Here is a 15689-nt window from a genome sequence, read left to right as displayed (position 1 = left end):
GGAACAGATAGAATGAAAATTCCATATTGACGAAACGTCGGAATTTATGTTTCATACCGCCATCACCCACAGTACGAAAATGGTCGGGCCCGCCAAGGTGTCCGCGGGGAGGAAGCAGTGAGCCAGAACGTTTCGGCACAGGGAGCAAAGCCGCTCGACCTGATCACCATCGGCCGGGCCTCGGTCGATCTCTATGGCCAGCAGATCGGCACGCGGCTTGAAGATGTTTCGAGTTTTGCCAAGTCGGTCGGCGGCTGCCCGTGCAACATCTCCGTCGGCACCGCCCGCCTCGGTTTGAAGTCAGCACTTCTGACCCGCGTCGGCGACGAGCAGATGGGCCGCTTCATTCGCGAGCAGCTCACCCGCGAGGGTGTCGAGACGCGCGGTATCGTCACCGACCCAGAACGGCTGACGGCGCTTGCCATCCTCGCCGTCGAAAACGACAGGTCTTTCCCGCTGCTCTTCTACCGCGACAACTGCGCCGACAATGCGCTTTGCGAAGACGACGTATCGGAAGAGTTCATCCGCTCTGCCCGCGCCGTCCTCGTTTCCGGCACCCATTTCTCCAAGCCGAACACCGACGCTGCCCAGCGCAAGGCCATGCGCCTTGCCAAGGAAAACGGCGCCAGGATCGTCTTCGACATCGACTATCGCCCGAACCTCTGGGGGCTCGCAGGCCATGACGCCGGCGAGAGCCGCTACATCGCCTCGGATCGTGTTTCGGCACATCTCAAGACCGTTCTTGCCGACTGCGACTTGATCGTCGGCACCGAAGAAGAGGTGCTGATCGCGTCGGGCGAAAGCGACTTGCTTCAGGCGCTGAAGACGATCCGCGCGCTGTCGAAAGCGACGATCGTTCTGAAGCGCGGCCCGATGGGCTGCATCGTCTATGACGGGCCCATCTCCGACAATCTCGAAGACGGCATCGTCGGCAAGGGTTTTCCGATCGAAGTCTACAACGTGCTCGGCGCCGGCGACGCTTTCATGTCCGGCTTCCTGCGCGGCTGGCTTCGTGACGAACCGCATGCCACCTCCGCCACCTGGGCCAATGCCTGTGGCGCCTTTGCCGTCTCGCGCCTGCTCTGCGCACCTGAAATCCCGACCTGGACGGAACTCAAGTTCTTCCTCGAAAAGGGCAGCAAGGAACGGGCGCTGCGCAAGGACGAGGCGATCAACCACGTGCACTGGGCGACCACCCGCCGCCGCGACATTCCGCTTCTGATGGCTCTTGCGATCGACCACCGCAGCCAGCTCGAAGATATCGCCGCCGGCGACCAGGCGCTGCTTGCCCGTATCCCCGCCTTCAAGGTGCTGGCGGTCAAGGCTGCCGCACAGGTTGCTGCCGGACGGTCCGGTTTCGGCATGCTGATCGACGACAAATACGGCCGGGACGCGCTCTATGCCGCCGGCGCCCACCGCGATTTCTGGATCGGCAAGCCGATAGAGCTTCCGGGCTCGCGGCCGCTGCAGTTCGAGTTCAGCCAGGATCTCGGTAGCCGGCTCATCGACTGGCCGGTCGACCATTGCATCAAGGTGCTCTCCTTCTACCACCCGGACGATCCGGCCGAACTCAAGGCACAGCAGGTGGCAAAGCTGCGTTCGGCCTTCGAGGCGGCCCGCAAGGTCGGCCGTGAAATCCTGATCGAGATCATCGCCGGCAAACACGGCAAGCTCGACGACCAGACCATTCCGCGGGCGCTCACCGAACTCTACGACGCCGGCCTCAAGCCGGACTGGTGGAAGCTCGAGCCGCAGGCAAGCCGCGGCGCCTGGGCAGCGATCGATGCCGTCATCGAGGCACGCGACCCGCTCTGCCGCGGCGTGGTGCTCTTGGGCCTCGAAGCGCCCTATGAGCAGCTGAAGGACGGCTTTGCGGCTGCCCGCACCTCGAAGACCGTCAAGGGCTTCGCCGTCGGCCGCACGATTTTTGCCGATGCCGGCAAGGCCTGGCTCGGTGGCACGATGACAGACGAACAGGCGATCGCCGACATGGCTGGAAAGTTTGGGGCCTTGGTCGATCTCTGGCTGCAACTGGGTGAAACGAAGGCCGCATAGGATCGACGCCAAGCGTCGGACAATGCAGCAAGCAGGGTGGAACGGGACGATTTCGCCCACGAGGAGGAAACAGACAATGAGCCAGAAGACCGTGCGCCTGACCATGGCCCAGGCCGTGGCGCGGTTCCTGACCCGCCAGATGACCGTGATCGACGGCAAGAAGGTACCGATCTTCGGCGGCGTCTTCGCCATCTTCGGCCACGGCAACGTCGCCGGCGTCGGCGAGGCGCTGCACGCAATCAAGGACACGCTGCCGACTTACCGCGCCCAGAACGAGCAGGGCATGGCCAATGCTGCAATCGCCTTTGCCAAGGCGAGCTTCCGCCGCCGCTTCATGGCCTGCACCACCTCCATCGGTCCCGGCGCGCTCAACATGGTCACCTCGGCGGCCCTTGCCCATGTCAATCGCCTGCCGGTCCTGTTCCTGCCCGGCGACGTCTTTGCCAACCGCCGCCCCGATCCGGTGCTGCAGCAGGTCGAAAGCTTTGGCGACGGCACGATCTCGGCGAATGACTGCTTCCGTCCGGTGTCGCGCTACTTCGACCGCATTACCCGCCCCGAACAGATCATCCCGGCGCTCCGCCGCGCCATGCAGGTGCTGACCGATCCGGCCGATTGCGGCCCTGTGACGCTGTCGCTTTGCCAGGACGTCCAGGCGGAAGCCTATGATTATCCGGAAAACTTCTTCGACGAGAAGGTCTGGGTGCCGCGCCGCATCGAGCCCGATCTCGACGAACTGGCAACAGCAATCGCAGCGCTGAAAGCAGCGAAGAAGCCGATCATCATCGCCGGCGGTGGCGTGCTCTATTCGGAAGCGAGCAAGGACCTTGCCGACTTCGCCGAGCGACACGGCATTCCCGTCGTCGAGACGCAGGCCGGCAAGTCGGCGCTGCCGCATTCGCATTCGCTCAACATGGGCTCGGTCGGCGTGACCGGCACGTCAGCCTCCAACGCGCTTGCCGAGGATGCCGACGTGGTTCTCGCCGTCGGCTCGCGTCTGCAGGACTTCATCACTGGCTCGTGGGCGCTGTTCAAAAATGAAGGGCTGAAGATCATTGGCCTCAACGTCCAGCCGTTCGATGCCGGCAAGCACAATGGCCTGCCGCTGATCGCCGACGCCCGCGCCGGCCTCAACCGGATCTCCGGCGGTCTCGGCGGCCACAAGGCCGACCCGAGCTGGACCGCGAAGGCCAAGGCCGGCAAGGCCGAATGGCTGGCGACCGCCGACAAGGCGACGGCGACGACCAATGCTGCCCTTCCCTCCGACGCCCAGGTGATCGGCGCCGTCCAGCGCGCCCGCGGAGCCAAGAACACGACGCTCGTGTGTGCGGCAGGCGGCCTGCCAGGCGAGTTGCACAAGCTCTGGCAAGCGGAAGAGCCCGGCGGCTATCATATGGAATACGGCTTCTCGACCATGGGTTACGAGGTCGCCGGCGGTCTCGGCGTCAAGCTCGCCAGGCCGGAGAGCGACGTGATCGTCATGGTCGGCGACGGCAGCTACATGATGTTGAACTCGGAGATCGCCTCCTCGATCATGCTCGGCGCCAAGTTCACAATCGTGCTGCTCGACAATGCCGGCTACGGCTGCATCAACCGGCTGCAGATGGGCACCGGCGGCGCCAACTTCAACAATCTCCTGAAGGACACGCACCACGTCGAACTGCCGCAGATCGACTTTGCCGCCCATGCCGGCGCCATGGGTGCCGTCACCCGCAAGGTCGGTTCGATCTCCGAGCTCGAAACGGCGCTCAAGGAGACCGCAAGCGAGACGCGAACGACTGTCATCGTCATCGACACCGACCCGCTGATCACCACTCAGGCCGGCGGCCACTGGTGGGACGTGGCGGTGCCCGAGGTGTCGGCCCGCAGCCAGGTCAACGAGGCGCGCAAGGGCTATGAGAAGGCCCTCTCCGCGCAGCGCTTCGGCTAAGATTGCGCCTTCGGCGTCCGCGTTTTCGGCGCGGGCGCTTTTCCCGTTTATGGTCACAGAGCATCCGCCTTCCACGGATGGCATATGAAAGTAAAAGACATGATCCGCTACGGAACCAACCCGATCGCCTGGAGCAACGACGACGATCATACGATCGGCGCGCATCTGACGCTTGAGGACTGCCTGTCCGATTGCCAGAAAATCGGCTTCGACGGCATCGAGAAGGGCCACAAGATGCCAACCGATCCAGAGGCGCTGAAGCAGAAGCTCGGCTCCTACGATCTCGCTTTCGTGTCCGGCTGGCACTCGACCAACCTGCTCACCCATGACGTCGAGGCTGAGAAGAAGGCGATCCAGCCGCATCTCGACCTCCTGAAGCACAATGGCTGCAAGGTGGCGATCGTCTGCGAAACCTCGAACGCCATTCATGGCGACGATGCCAAGTCGGTCGCAAACGACAAGCCGGTGCTGCCGGCCGACCAGTGGAAGAAGTTCGGCGCCGACCTCGAAGCGATGGCTCAGTATTGCGCCGATCAGGGCATCGATCTCGTCTACCACCACCACATGGGCACGATCGTTCAGACCGGCGAGGAGATCGACCTCTTGATGCAGAACACCGGTCCGGCGACCAAGCTGCTTCTCGACACCGGCCACGCCTGGTTCGGCGGCTCCGACCCGGCGGAAGTGGCGAAGAAATACATGCATCGTGTGCGCCACATCCATGCCAAGAACGTGCGGCCCGCTGTGCGCAAGGTCGTCGAAGGCGAAGGCCTCTCCTTCCTCGAAGGTGTACGGCGTGGCGTCTTCACCGTGCCCGGCGACAGCGAGGGCGGCGTCGACTTCCTGCCCGTACTGAAAATTGCCGCCGAACACGGCTATTCCGGCTGGCTGGTGATCGAAGCGGAACAGGATTCGGCGGTGCGCAACCCGTTCGAATACCAGTCGCTCGGACTGAAATCGCTGAAGGCCTTCGCCAAGGAAGCCGGGCTCGACAAGTAAGCAAGCGCTTTCGGTTGCCCGGTGATGGGGATGCCCCTCATCCGGCTGCCGCGACCTTCCGCTGGCGGGGAGAAGGGATGTGCCGCAACCGCTCGACCCTCTCGACGGACGCGGCAGAACGCAAACGGTATCCCCTCTCCCCGCCTGCGGGGACAGGGTCAAGGTGAGGGGCAAGCCACAGGCTCGGCGCCCCCGCGTACTAAGTCAGGAGACCGACATGTCCAAGCTGCTCGTCAAACCGAAGGCCAAATCCGGGCTTATGCAAAACGTGACGCCGGAGAGTGCCGGCTGGACCTATGTCGGCTTCGCGCTCGAACGGCTGAAAGCCGGTGAGACGACAGAAGGTGAGACCGGCGACAAGGAGATCTGCCTGGTGCTGGTTTCCGGCAAGGCGAGAGTGTCCGTCAATGGCGAAGCCTTTGGCGAACTCGGCGAGCGCATGACGCCGTTCGAGGGCCAACCCTACGCCGTCTACGTGCCGAAGGGCAGCCATTGGCAGGCAACAGCCACCTGCGATCTCGACCTTGCCATCTGCTCGGCGCCGGGCGGTGACGGCTTCAAGGCGAAGGTGATTCCGCCGGGTACCCATCCGCAGATGACCCGCGGCAAGGGCACCAACACCCGCTACGTCACCAACATCATGCCGGAAGACGACGGCTCGGCGCAGTCGCTGCTGGTCGTCGAGGTTATCACGCCGGGCGGCCACACCTCCTCCTATCCGCCGCACAAGCACGATCAGGACGACCTGCCGGCGGAAAGCTATCTGGAAGAGACCTATTACCACCGGATCAATCCGCCGCAGGGCTTTGCCATGCAGCGCGTCTATACCGACGACCGGTCGCTCGACGAGACCATGGCGGTCGAGGACGGCGACGTGGCGCTGGTGCCGAGGGGTTATCACCCGGTCGCCGCGGTGCACGGCTACGACGTCTACTACCTGAACGTCATGGCCGGACCGAAGCGGGTCTGGAAATTCCACAATGCCCGCGAACACGAGTGGCTGTTCACGGGCGTGTAAGCCAAGACTTACGACAAGCATCCCCCGCGTGCCTCGGAATTGCAGCTGATATCGCGCCGAAATCGTGATTCGGGGGAGATCCGCCGCATACACATTTTCCCGCCCCGCCCTAGCTTTCCCGCTTTCAGGGAGGCCTTCATGCATATCGATGGGCAATGCCACTGCGGCTTCGTCACCTATGAAGCCGAGATCGATCCGGCGGATATCGGGATCTGCCACTGCACCGACTGTCAGCAGCTGACGGGATCCGCCTATCGTGTGACTGCGGGCACCGAGCGCGAGAACTTCCGCCTGACCGGTGGCGAGCCAAAGCTCTATACGAAGACCGGCGCGAATGGCCGGAAACGGCTGCAGTTCTTCTGCCCGAACTGCGGCTCGCCGATCTACACGACCGGAACGGACGAGGATGCCCTGGAAGTCGGCATCCGGGTCGGCACGATCAACCAGCGCCGGGAGCTGACGCCACGGTCTCAGATCTGGTGCTCCTCGGCGCTCTCCTGGATCGGCGACGTCAGGCGGTTGCCGGGGCGCGATCGCGACGAAGCGCCCGTTGCGTGAGGCACCCGATAAGGTGATGAGCGCTTTGTTCGCTTAGGCCACGGCCAGCAGACGTTTCCGCAACGGCGTCCAGGCGCCACCGATCACCACCGAAGCGGGGGTTGCCGTCATCTGCGACGGCCGCGCCTCGGGGTTCGCGGCGAGATAGGTTTTGACAAGGTGGTAGCCGATCGTGTGGCCGGCCCAGCGTGGAAGAGCGCGATCATACCCGTAGAACCAGCCTTCGTGATCATAGCTGTCCGCCCAAAGCTCCCGTTCGGCGCGCTCCAGCACCTGCGGCCAATCGCCGGCTGCGATCGCATGTCCCCATAGGCGGCCATCGCCGCCGTTGATCTCGTCGTCGAAGGCATCCGCGAGACCTTCCGTGACCAGGGCTTCTCCCAGGCGGATGCCATAGCCGCAGGTCGCATAGCGGAAGGAATGATGCAGCTCATGTGTCAGCGTCTTTAAAAGATCGCCGCCAGCAAGGCTGGCCTCGAAATTGTCGTTGTCGGGGTCGAGTGTCAGCGAGATCAGTCCCCGGCGATAGCAGGCTCCGGTAAGACCCAGTTCGGGGATCACCTCACCCGGCCTTCGTTCGACGACGATATCGATGGGCGCGGCGGCCTCTGCGCTGGAAACCCGGCCGCCGACACGCGCCGCCGTTTCCCGCACCACCCAAAGGATCTGTTCGCGCCAGGGAGCAAGCGGCCCATCCGCCTCAAGGAAATGAACGCGCAAGTCCAGCATGCGAATCTCTCTCGTCGTCAACATTGTTGCGGCAAGTTAAGCATGCGGCTCGTGAATGCAACGGCAGCTGGCCCTAGCCTTCAGGTTGTTTATGCGTTTCCGGCACCGCAATGCGTGCAGGCGCCGCAAGACGCGACAACAATAGGATGGCCGACCGCTAGGCCACGATGTAGAAGTGTGACGGGAAAATATCGGGCGCACGATGGCAAAAGGTCAGTTCAGGATGCTGCGCAGCGCGACCGTCGGCATTGACGCGGTCGAAGCTGAAACGCGCCACAGCTTTGCCCGCCACACGCACGATCAATTCGGCATTGGCCTCATTTACCAGGGTGCCCAGAAATCGCTGAGCGGCCGCGGCATGGTGGAGGCGGGCGCCGGCGACATGATCAGCGTCAATCCCGGCGAGGTGCATGACGGTGCGCCGATCGGCGATGCAGGCCGCAGCTGGCGCATGCTCTACCTCGACCCTTCCGTTGTCGCTGCAGCCGCCGAAGACATCAGCCAGGGGCGTTCGTCGGAAGGCGAATTTAGCACCCCGGCGTTCCGCGACGCAGGAGCCGCACACCAGTTCCACGCCCTCTTCGCGGCGATCACCGCCCCCGTGGCACCGGACGAAGCGATCCGCCGGGAAGAGCTGTTGCTGCTGCTGTTCGGCAGCCTGCTCGTTACCGGCAGGGTGCCGCGAACCGAAAGCCCAGCTGCGGTCGCGTCGGCCAGGACGATGATCGACGACGACCCGACCGTTGCCATCACGCTCGCCGATCTCGCCGCCGAAGCCAGACTCAGCCGTTTCCAGCTCGTGCGTCATTTCGCAAAAGCCATTGGCCTGACGCCACACGCCTATATCATCCAGCGCCGCATCGAGCTTGCGCGTCGCCTGATCGGCAAGGGCGCACCGCTTGCAGAAGCCGCGTTCGCCGCAGGCTTTGCCGACCAGAGCCACATGACCCGTGTCTTCGTCAGCAAGTACGGACTTTCGCCCGGCGCCTATGCCGAGGCTATCAAGTAGCCCTGCAATTCCGTTCAAGACCCGAACGTCTCCCCCGGCGCATTGCTGACGCTCGCTTCCAGGCGCAGCAGTTCGAGAGGGGACGACATGTCGGAAAAGGTTCGGGGCTATCTCTATCTGTCGCTGGCGATGATCCTCGTCGGCAGCACGGTCATCGCCAGCAAGATCATCGCGACGGGCCTGCCGCCATTCGCGGCCACGGCTCTGCGCTTTGCCGTCGCCTTCCCGCTCTTCCTTCTGTTGATGCGCGTAACCAAGGCGTCATGGCCGAAACTCGCAGCACGTGACTGGCTGATCCTCGTCGCGCAGGCGGGCGCTGGCAGCGTCGGCTACACCACCCTGTTGATCGCGGGCCTCGGCTTCACCTCCGCGACCGACGCCGGCGTGGTGATCGGCACCTTGCCGATCGTCTCGGCCGCCATTGCCATCCTCATTCTCGGCGAGCGCCCGGACCGCCGAATGCTTGCGGCAATCGCGCTTGCCGCCTTTGGCGTTTTGACCATCGTCTTCAAGCCCGGCGATGGGGGGGCCCATTCTGCGTTGGGCATCGCTCTGATCTTCGGCGCCGTCATCTGCGAGGGCCTGTTCATCCTGATCAACAAGCGGGTCAAGACACAGATCTCGCCTCTTGCGCTCTCGACGCTGATGGCCGGGCTTGGCTTCGCCGTCGCGCTCGTCCCTGCCCTTTTCGAGACGCCCTGGAACGCAAGCCTTGAACCGGGCGCGCTCACGGCGGTTCTCTATTACGCGCTGGTCCCGACGGTCGCCGGCTTCCTGCTCTGGTATGCAGGATCGGCGCGCGTCAGCGGCACGGAGGCTTCGGTCTTCACGGCGCTGGCGCCGGTCTCGGCCGTCGCTTTCGCTTTTCTGCTTCTGGGCGAGCCGGTCGGGATCTATCAGATTGCAGGCATCGCCTGCGTGCTTGCCGCTGTACTCGGGCTGAGCGTGCCCCAGATACTGTCGAGAAGGAACCCGGCAAACGCCGTGCCGCACCCGGCGCGCAGGACGTGAACGATCATGAACGCACAGGATACGAGGGCTCCCATGCATTTCCAGCACGCCAACGAAATCTGGCACGATTTCCCGGAACTCCGAGCCGGCACGATCTTCATCGACGGCGTGCGCAGCGACGTTTCAGTCGATGACGCGGTCCTGCGTTTCCAGGCGATCGCCAACGACCGGCTCGGCGAAAACTCAGAAAGCGACCTCCCGGAGATACAGGCGTGGCGAAGAACCTTTGCAAAAATGGGGCTGAAGCCGACGCAATACCGCTCGGCCTCCGAAGCACTGCTGCGGCGTTTCCGCAAGGAAGGCGCTCTGCCAGCGATCCACCCGTTGATCGATCTCTGCAACGCCGCTTCGCTCGCCTTCGCGATCCCGATTGCGGTCTTCGATCTGGCGTTTGTTTCTGAACATCTGCATGTCCGGCGCGCGCTCGGCAACGAGACCTATCTGACGTTTTCGGGAGAGGTGGAAAAGCCGGAGCCCGGCGAAGTGATTTTTGCCGATGCGGAAGGCCGGGCGCATGCCCGGCGCTGGACCAACCGGCAGAGCGGCCTTTCAGCGATCCGGCCGCAGACGACACGCGCACTGATCGTTGCTGAAGCGCTGCATGAGATGGCGCGCGAGGATATCGAGCGGCTGGTGACGTCACTTTCACAAACGCTCGAAAGTACCTGGGGCGCTCGCCCAAACTCGGCCCTGCTCGAGCGAGCGTCCGCGCGTTTCGATTTTCTGGTCTAGGGAAGTGGGTTCGGGGCAGCGTACCGGCTGGCGCACCGGAATTCCGGCCGGCGCGTCACGCACCGGCCAGAAGAAGAAAAGTCGATCAGGCCGCCTTGGCGACGTGGTATTCCTTGATCGCGACCATCTTGATCGCCGGATAGCGCTCCGCTTCGTAGCGCAGCGAGAAGCTGTCCTGCGCCAGGAACACCGGGTCGCCGTCGAGATCGCGGGCGATATCGCCGCGGCGGGCCGTCACGAACTTGTCGAGTTCGGCCGGCTGATCGGACGAAATCCAGCGGCAGACCGAGAAGCGCGACATTTCGAAAGAAACCGGCAGGCCGTATTCGGCGCTGAGGCGCTCCTTCAAGACGTCAAGCTGCAGTGCGCCGACAACGCCGACGATCGCCGGTGAGCCGTCCTCGGGCGAAAACAGTTGCACGACGCCCTCTTCGGCCATCTGCTGCAGCGCTTCCTTCAGCTTCTTTGCCTTCATCGCGTCCTCAAGCCGCACGCGGCGCAGGATTTCCGGCGAGAAGTTCGGAACGCCCTGGAACACCAGCGGTTCGCCCTCGGTCAGCGTATCGCCGATACGGAGCGTGCCATGGTTCGGGATGCCGACGACGTCGCCCGCATAGGCGGTGTCGGCGAGCTGGCGCTGCGAGGCAAAGAAGAACTGCGGAGCGCTGAGCCCCAGCTGCTTGCCGGTGCGAGACAGCCGTGCCTTCATGCCGCGCTCGAGCTTGCCGGAGCAGACGCGGGCAAAGGCAATGCGGTCGCGATGGTTGGGGTCCATGTTGGCCTGGATCTTGAAGACGAAGGCGGTCATCTTGTCGTCGGTCGCGTGCACGGTGCGAATATCGGCCACCTGGTCACGCGGCGGCGGCGCGATGTCGCCGAGCGCGTTGATGAGATCGCGCACGCCGAAATTGCGCAGCGCAGAGCCGAAGAAGACCGGCGTCAGGTGACCTTCAAGGAACGCCTTCTTGTCGAAAGGCTTGCAGGCTTCGATCGCCAGCGACAGCTCGTCGGTAAAGGCGTCGCGCTCGTTTTCCGGCAGGCGGTGCGAGGCCATCTCCGGACCGTTGACCTTGGTCGGGATTTCCTGCGTGTCGGAACCGCGCACGGTGTTGTGGGCGAGATGATAGGAGCCGCAGAAGGTCTTCGAGCGGCCGATCGGCCAGGTGACCGGCGCGCAGTCGAGCGCCAGCTTTTCCTCGACTTCATCGAGGATTTCGAAGGGATCGCGGCTTTCGCGGTCCATCTTGTTGACGAAGGTGATGATCGGGATATCGCGCATGCGGCAGACTTCGAACAGCTTCAGCGTGCGCGGTTCGATACCCTTGGCGGCGTCGATGACCATGACGGCCGCATCCACCGCCGTCAGCGTGCGGTAGGTGTCGTCGGCGAAGTCTTCGTGACCGGGCGTGTCGAGGATGTTGAAGACGTTGCCGCCATACTCGAAGGTCATCACCGAGGTGACGACCGAGATGCCGCGCTCGCGCTCGATCTTCATCCAGTCCGAACGGGTCTGGATGCGATCCTTCTTGGCCTTGACTTCACCGGCGAGCTGGATGGCGCCGCCGAACAGCAGCAACTTTTCGGTGAGCGTGGTCTTACCGGCGTCCGGGTGGGCAATGATCGCAAATGTGCGGCGGCGGGAAACCGCCTCGGCGAGAGTTTCGGCCATGTCGTAAAATCCTGTGAGTTGCCGCGTCCTTTACAGGCTCGGGCTTGATTATGCAATTGACCGAGGGGCGGGCCGCCCGGCTTATGGGGCCATGACCACACTGACATCCCAATCCCGCCCGACGCTCAACCTCGTTCGTCTGCCGCATGGCGAAGGCCTGGACCTGCCCGCCTACGAAACTGCAGGCGCCGCCGGCATGGACCTGCGCGCCGCCGTTCCCGCGGATCGCCCGCTCATGCTGATGCCGGGCAGGCGCGCGCTGGTGCCGACGGGCTTTATCTTCGAGGTTCCGGCAGGCTACGAGGCGCAGATCCGGCCGCGTTCCGGCCTTGCCTTCAAGCACGGCATCACCTGCCTCAACACGCCCGGTACGATCGACAGCGACTATCGCGGTGAAGTGAAGGTGCTGCTTGTCAATCTCGGCGATGAGGACTTCATCATCGAGCGCGACATGCGCATCGCCCAGATGGTGATTGCGCCTGTGACCCAGGTGACGGTTCGCGAGAGCGACAATGCCAGCGAGACGACGCGCGGTGCGGGCGGCTTCGGCTCCACCGGGGTCTGAGCCCTATCTCCAGTTAAAGCAACGGCGGCAGGCGGCGCTTCACCGGCGACGATTTCACGATCGAGGTGTTCGTCTGCGCCTTCTCGGCGATCCGGTCGAGGATGGTATCAAGCTGTGTCATGTCGCGCACGTAGAGCTTGGCGATGAAACAATCGTCGCCGGTCACCTTGTCGCATTCGACGATCTCGGGCGTGTCCTGGATCAGCCGCTCGACGATGTGCAGCATGCCCGGCATGGGGCGCACGCGGATGACGGCCTGCAAGGGGTACCCGAGCTTCAGCGGATTAAGCGAGATGGTAAAACCATCGAGAACGCCGCGCTCTTCCAGCTTGCGCAGCCGGTCGGCAGCACTCGGCGATGATAGGCCCGCCTGCTCGGCCAGCTCTTTCAGCGACACCCGCGCATTGGTCGCGAGGATATCGAGGATTCGTCGGTCAATCTCATCCAGCATCACACCACCATAAGCCGAAACACGGAATATAACTTCGAAGATTAGGCATTATCGCACGAACGCCTTTTCCTATCCATGGAAAACACGAGGTCAGGCGCCTATTCTGGCATCACCAACCAGGGAGCGGTGATCATGAATTCGGAACTTAGGCGCGGCAGCATCGAGATGACGGCGGCGATGCTGATCTCAGGCACCATCGGCTGGTTCGTGCTGATGTCCGGCCAGCCGGTAACCAGCGTCGTGTTCTGGCGCTGCGTCTTCGGCGCAATCACGCTCGTTGGCATTGCCTGGTTTCTCGGCCTGCTCGACCGCAAGCACTTCAGCCGCCGCATGCTCGTACTGTCTGTCGTTGGCGGCGTCGCCATCGTCGTCAACTGGCTGCTGCTTTTTGCCGCCTATTCCCACGCGTCGATCTCGATTGCGACCATGGTCTACAACACCCAGCCCTTCATGCTGCTCGGGCTCGGTGCGCTCTTTCTTGGCGAGAAGATCACGGGCACGAAGATCTTCTGGCTCTCCGTCTCCTTCGCCGGCATGCTGGCCATCGTCGTAGCCAAGCCGAGCCATGGCGTCGCGCCGGAAAGCTATCTGATCGGTATCGCCCTTTCGATCGGCGCCGCCTTTTTCTATGCCATCGCTGCAATCGCGACGAAGCTGCTCAAGGGCACGCCGCCGCATTTGATCGCGCTGATCCAGGTAGTTACGGGAACGCTGATGCTGGCGCCAATGGCGCTCGCCGCCCCCGCGCCATCAGGTGCCGCGCAATGGTCGATCCTCATCACGCTTGGCATCGTCCACACCGGCCTCATGTACGTGCTGCTCTATGGCGCGATCCAGCGGCTACCCACGCACATGACCGGCGCGCTTTCCTTCGTCTACCCGATCGCCGCCATCGTCGTCGATCGCATCGCCTTCGGCCATCAGTTGCAGCCGATCCAGATCCTCGGCTCGATCGCGATCCTCTTTGCCGCAGCTGGCATGAATCTCGGCTGGAAACTTCGCTTGCCCTCTTCTATCAAGCGTCAACGCGAAGGGAGAGCCGCATGATTACCTGCTATCTGAAATACGTCATCGACCCCTACCAGGCCGCCGAGTTCGAGCATTACGCCAAGCTCTGGATTCCGCTCGTCAATCGCCTGGGCGGCACCCATCACGGCTATTTCATGCCGCACGAAGGTGCAAACAACATCGCACTCGCGCTCTTCAGCTTCCCGAGCCTTGCCGCCTACGAGGCCTATCGCCAGGAGATGGCGCGCGATCCTGAATGCCTTGAAGCCTTCGCCTATGCCGAAAAGACCCGCTGCATCGTCAGCTACGAGCGCAGCTTCATGCGGCCGGTGTTCGAGTAATCGTCCAAAGATCAGGCTGGCGCGGATTAACGCCGCGCTTCGGCCGCCATGCTGAGCGCGAAACCGAACAGCGCGGTACCCATTGCCCAACGCTGCACCACCATGAACAACGGCCGTCCGGCGAGGAAGGCCGAAATGCCGCTGGCCGCGAGCGCAATCATCGCATTGACGGTAACGCTGGTCACGATCTGGATCGAACCGAAGACCAGCGACTGGCCGAGCACGTTGCCAAGCTCCGGCCGGATGAACTGGGGCAGCAGCGAGAGATAGAGGATCGCCACCTTGGGATTGAGCAGGCTGGTGAGGAACCCCATGACGAAGAGCTTCTTTGGCCCGTCCTTCGGCAGATGCCGAACCTGAAACGGTGAACGCCCGCCCGGCCGGACCGCCTGCCAGGCGAGGTAGAGGAGATAGGCGGCCCCCGCGAAGCGCAGCGCGTCGTAGGCGAAGGGTACAGCAATGAGCAGCGCGGTGATACCGAGCGCTGCCGAGACCATGTAGACGACAAAACCGAGCGCCACGCCACCAAGCGAGATCAACCCCGCCGCCGGCCCTTGGCTGATCGAGCGCGAGATCAGGTAGATCATGTTCGGTCCTGGCGTCAGCACCATGCCCAGGGCCAAGAGAGCAAAGCCGATCATGTCTTTCAATTCGGGCATGGAAACGCCTCCCGCTCTTGCGCCAGTGCAACCTCTACCCGCCAGTTGCCGCAGGACAACGCCAGACTTGTCACCGGATCAATTTTGTCGCACGGCCCCTTGAGTGAACGCGCCCTATGCGCGCATAGGCCATCATACCACTCTGGATGGCTGCATTTCTCCCGGAAATCGGCCAAGATTTAACGAAGCACACGGCACGCCGTCGTTTTGCTACGTTCTCTTTTCCGGCATCTTGCGGTAAAAGCCAGCACCACCATCACAAGGACCGTTCATGACGCTCACGGCTCTCATCGCCTATTGCGGCGCTCTGTTCATTGCTGCGGCCATCCCCGGCCCTGGCGTCACCGCCCTGGTCGCGCGTGCGCTCGGCTCCGGATTCCGCGAAACCTTCTTCATGGGGCTCGGCATTGCGCTTGGCGACATCGTCTACCTGACCGCCGTCATTCTCGGACTGGCGCTGATCGCTCAGACCTTTACCACCGCCTTCCTGGTGGTGAAATTCGCGGGCGTGCTCTATCTCGGCTACATCGCCTGGAAGCTCTGGAGCGCCGGCCTGCTGCCGGAAGAAATCAAGGCGAAGCCGCCGGCGAATGCCGCCATGTCTTTCCTGTCCGGCCTGCTGATTACGCTCGGCAATCCAAAGACCATGCTGTTTTACGTAGCGCTCGTGCCGACGCTGATCGACATCCGCGCGATCGGGCCCGGCGATTACGGCCTGCTTTTGACGGCGACTTTCCTGGTGCTCCTGACGGTGCTCGTGCCCTACATGCTGCTCGCGTCACGCGCACGTCTGCTGTTGAAGCAGCCCACGGCACTTAAAACGCTGAACCGGGTTGCCGCCAGCGTGCTTGCCGGTACCGCGGCCTATATCGCGGTGCGCGCGAGCTGAAAAAACTTTTCCCGAACAACGACTTCGCCGGTGCTTTTTCCTCCGGCGGATCGTCGCGCTGTCGTT

16 protein-coding genes are annotated in these 15689 nt (G+C 63.2%); 12 read left to right on the top strand and 4 right to left on the bottom strand.

Features of this window, described 5'->3' with window-relative positions; genetic code table 11:
- Positions 1–117: 117 nt before the first annotated feature.
- The 5 genes from VGO04_RS16285 to VGO04_RS16265 all read left to right on the top strand — a co-directional run bounded on the left by VGO04_RS16285 (position 118) and on the right by VGO04_RS16265 (position 6560).
- A complete protein-coding gene (locus VGO04_RS16285) occupies positions 118–2055 on the top strand; it encodes a bifunctional 5-dehydro-2-deoxygluconokinase/5-dehydro-2-deoxyphosphogluconate aldolase (RefSeq protein WP_327497005.1) in 1938 nt (645 codons plus the stop codon).
- Between the two features lie 76 nt (positions 2056–2131).
- On the top strand, positions 2132–3985 hold the full coding sequence (gene iolD, locus VGO04_RS16280) for a 3D-(3,5/4)-trihydroxycyclohexane-1,2-dione acylhydrolase (decyclizing) (protein WP_327497004.1): 1854 nt from the start codon (positions 2132–2134) through the stop codon (positions 3983–3985).
- A 99-nt stretch (positions 3986–4084) separates the two neighbouring features.
- Entirely contained in the window at positions 4085–4984 is a 900-nt protein-coding gene (iolE, locus tag VGO04_RS16275) for a myo-inosose-2 dehydratase (RefSeq protein WP_327497008.1), read from the top strand.
- A gap of 217 nt (positions 4985–5201) precedes the next feature.
- A complete protein-coding gene (gene iolB / locus VGO04_RS16270) occupies positions 5202–6002 on the top strand; it encodes a 5-deoxy-glucuronate isomerase (protein WP_327497003.1) in 801 nt (266 codons plus the stop codon).
- A gap of 138 nt (positions 6003–6140) precedes the next feature.
- Positions 6141–6560, top strand: a complete 420-nt coding sequence (locus tag VGO04_RS16265) for a GFA family protein (RefSeq protein ID WP_327497002.1) — start codon at positions 6141–6143, stop codon at positions 6558–6560.
- 33 nt (positions 6561–6593) lie between these two features.
- On the opposite strand, the gene VGO04_RS16260 is transcribed toward VGO04_RS16265, so the two are convergent.
- A complete protein-coding gene (locus VGO04_RS16260; protein WP_327497001.1) occupies positions 6594–7289 on the bottom strand; it encodes a DUF2268 domain-containing putative Zn-dependent protease in 696 nt (231 codons plus the stop codon).
- Between the two features lie 202 nt (positions 7290–7491).
- On the opposite strand from VGO04_RS16260, the gene VGO04_RS16255 reads away from it, so the two are divergent.
- The 3 genes from VGO04_RS16255 (at position 7492) to VGO04_RS16245 (ending at position 10041) form a co-directional block, all read left to right on the top strand.
- The gene (locus VGO04_RS16255; protein WP_327497000.1) at positions 7492–8298 is read left to right on the top strand and encodes an AraC family transcriptional regulator; all 807 of its coding nucleotides are present in this window, start codon (positions 7492–7494) and stop codon (positions 8296–8298) included.
- An 87-nt stretch (positions 8299–8385) separates the two neighbouring features.
- Positions 8386–9309 (top strand): DMT family transporter, encoded by a 924-nt coding sequence (locus tag VGO04_RS16250; protein WP_327496999.1) that lies wholly within the window; start codon positions 8386–8388, stop codon positions 9307–9309.
- A gap of 33 nt (positions 9310–9342) precedes the next feature.
- Entirely contained in the window at positions 9343–10041 is a 699-nt protein-coding gene (locus VGO04_RS16245; RefSeq protein WP_327497007.1) for a B3/B4 domain-containing protein, read from the top strand.
- Positions 10042–10126: 85 nt separating this feature from the next.
- Here the strand turns inward: VGO04_RS16245 and VGO04_RS16240 are convergent, their stop codons facing one another.
- Entirely contained in the window at positions 10127–11710 is a 1584-nt protein-coding gene (locus VGO04_RS16240) for a peptide chain release factor 3 (RefSeq protein WP_327496998.1), read from the bottom strand.
- A 91-nt stretch (positions 11711–11801) separates the two neighbouring features.
- On the opposite strand from VGO04_RS16240, the gene dut reads away from it, so the two are divergent.
- On the top strand, positions 11802–12275 hold the full coding sequence (dut, locus tag VGO04_RS16235; protein WP_327496997.1) for a dUTP diphosphatase: 474 nt from the start codon (positions 11802–11804) through the stop codon (positions 12273–12275).
- Positions 12276–12288: 13 nt separating this feature from the next.
- Here dut and VGO04_RS16230 read toward each other — a convergent pair whose 3' ends face one another.
- On the bottom strand, positions 12289–12726 hold the full coding sequence (locus VGO04_RS16230) for an Lrp/AsnC family transcriptional regulator (protein WP_327496996.1): 438 nt from the start codon (positions 12724–12726) through the stop codon (positions 12289–12291).
- Between the two features lie 132 nt (positions 12727–12858).
- Here VGO04_RS16230 and VGO04_RS16225 point away from each other — a divergent pair, with 132 nt between their 5' ends.
- Positions 12859–13773 carry a DMT family transporter gene (locus VGO04_RS16225; protein ID WP_327496995.1) on the top strand — a complete coding sequence of 305 codons (915 nt, stop codon included), beginning with the start codon at positions 12859–12861 and terminating at the stop codon, positions 13771–13773.
- Positions 13770–14075, top strand: coding sequence for an NIPSNAP family protein (locus VGO04_RS16220; protein ID WP_327496994.1), 306 nt, complete (start codon positions 13770–13772; stop codon positions 14073–14075). The genes VGO04_RS16225 and VGO04_RS16220 overlap by 4 nt, the downstream gene beginning before the upstream one ends.
- Before the next feature lie 26 nt (positions 14076–14101).
- Here VGO04_RS16220 and VGO04_RS16215 read toward each other — a convergent pair whose 3' ends face one another.
- Positions 14102–14734: a LysE family translocator gene (locus VGO04_RS16215; RefSeq protein WP_327496993.1), complete on the bottom strand. Its 633-nt coding sequence runs from the start codon at positions 14732–14734 to the stop codon at positions 14102–14104.
- 271 nt (positions 14735–15005) lie between these two features.
- Between VGO04_RS16215 and VGO04_RS16210 the strand changes: the two genes are divergently transcribed.
- Positions 15006–15623, top strand: a complete 618-nt coding sequence (locus VGO04_RS16210) for a LysE family translocator (protein ID WP_327496992.1) — start codon at positions 15006–15008, stop codon at positions 15621–15623.
- Positions 15624–15689 lie beyond the last annotated feature (66 nt).

Origin of the sequence: Ensifer sp., assembly GCF_035999185.1 — a bacterium.
In the GTDB taxonomy this organism is placed as follows: Bacteria; Pseudomonadota; Alphaproteobacteria; order Rhizobiales; family Rhizobiaceae; genus Ensifer.
This window is presented reverse-complemented; position numbering and strand designations above follow the sequence as displayed.

Bases quoted from the DNA above. Each gene is read 5' to 3' on its own strand.
- VGO04_RS16225 (WP_327496995.1), top strand. From the start codon at position 12,859: ATGAATTCGGAACTTAGGCGCGGCAGCATCGAGATGACGGCGGCGATG.
- VGO04_RS16265 (WP_327497002.1), top strand. From the start codon at position 6,141: ATGCATATCGATGGGCAATGCCACTGCGGCTTCGTCACCTATGAAGCC.
- VGO04_RS16255 (WP_327497000.1), top strand. From the start codon at position 7,492: ATGGCAAAAGGTCAGTTCAGGATGCTGCGCAGCGCGACCGTCGGCATT.
- iolD (WP_327497004.1), top strand. From the start codon at position 2,132: ATGAGCCAGAAGACCGTGCGCCTGACCATGGCCCAGGCCGTGGCGCGG.
- iolE (WP_327497008.1), top strand. From the start codon at position 4,085: ATGATCCGCTACGGAACCAACCCGATCGCCTGGAGCAACGACGACGAT.
- dut (WP_327496997.1), top strand. From the start codon at position 11,802: ATGACCACACTGACATCCCAATCCCGCCCGACGCTCAACCTCGTTCGT.
- VGO04_RS16245 (WP_327497007.1), top strand. From the start codon at position 9,343: ATGCATTTCCAGCACGCCAACGAAATCTGGCACGATTTCCCGGAACTC.
- VGO04_RS16250 (WP_327496999.1), top strand. From the start codon at position 8,386: ATGTCGGAAAAGGTTCGGGGCTATCTCTATCTGTCGCTGGCGATGATC.
- VGO04_RS16215 (WP_327496993.1), bottom strand. From the start codon at position 14,734: ATGCCCGAATTGAAAGACATGATCGGCTTTGCTCTCTTGGCCCTGGGC.
- iolB (WP_327497003.1), top strand. From the start codon at position 5,202: ATGTCCAAGCTGCTCGTCAAACCGAAGGCCAAATCCGGGCTTATGCAA.
- VGO04_RS16220 (WP_327496994.1), top strand. From the start codon at position 13,770: ATGATTACCTGCTATCTGAAATACGTCATCGACCCCTACCAGGCCGCC.
- VGO04_RS16240 (WP_327496998.1), bottom strand. From the start codon at position 11,710: ATGGCCGAAACTCTCGCCGAGGCGGTTTCCCGCCGCCGCACATTTGCG.
- VGO04_RS16230 (WP_327496996.1), bottom strand. From the start codon at position 12,726: ATGCTGGATGAGATTGACCGACGAATCCTCGATATCCTCGCGACCAAT.
- VGO04_RS16260 (WP_327497001.1), bottom strand. From the start codon at position 7,289: ATGCTGGACTTGCGCGTTCATTTCCTTGAGGCGGATGGGCCGCTTGCT.
- VGO04_RS16210 (WP_327496992.1), top strand. From the start codon at position 15,006: ATGACGCTCACGGCTCTCATCGCCTATTGCGGCGCTCTGTTCATTGCT.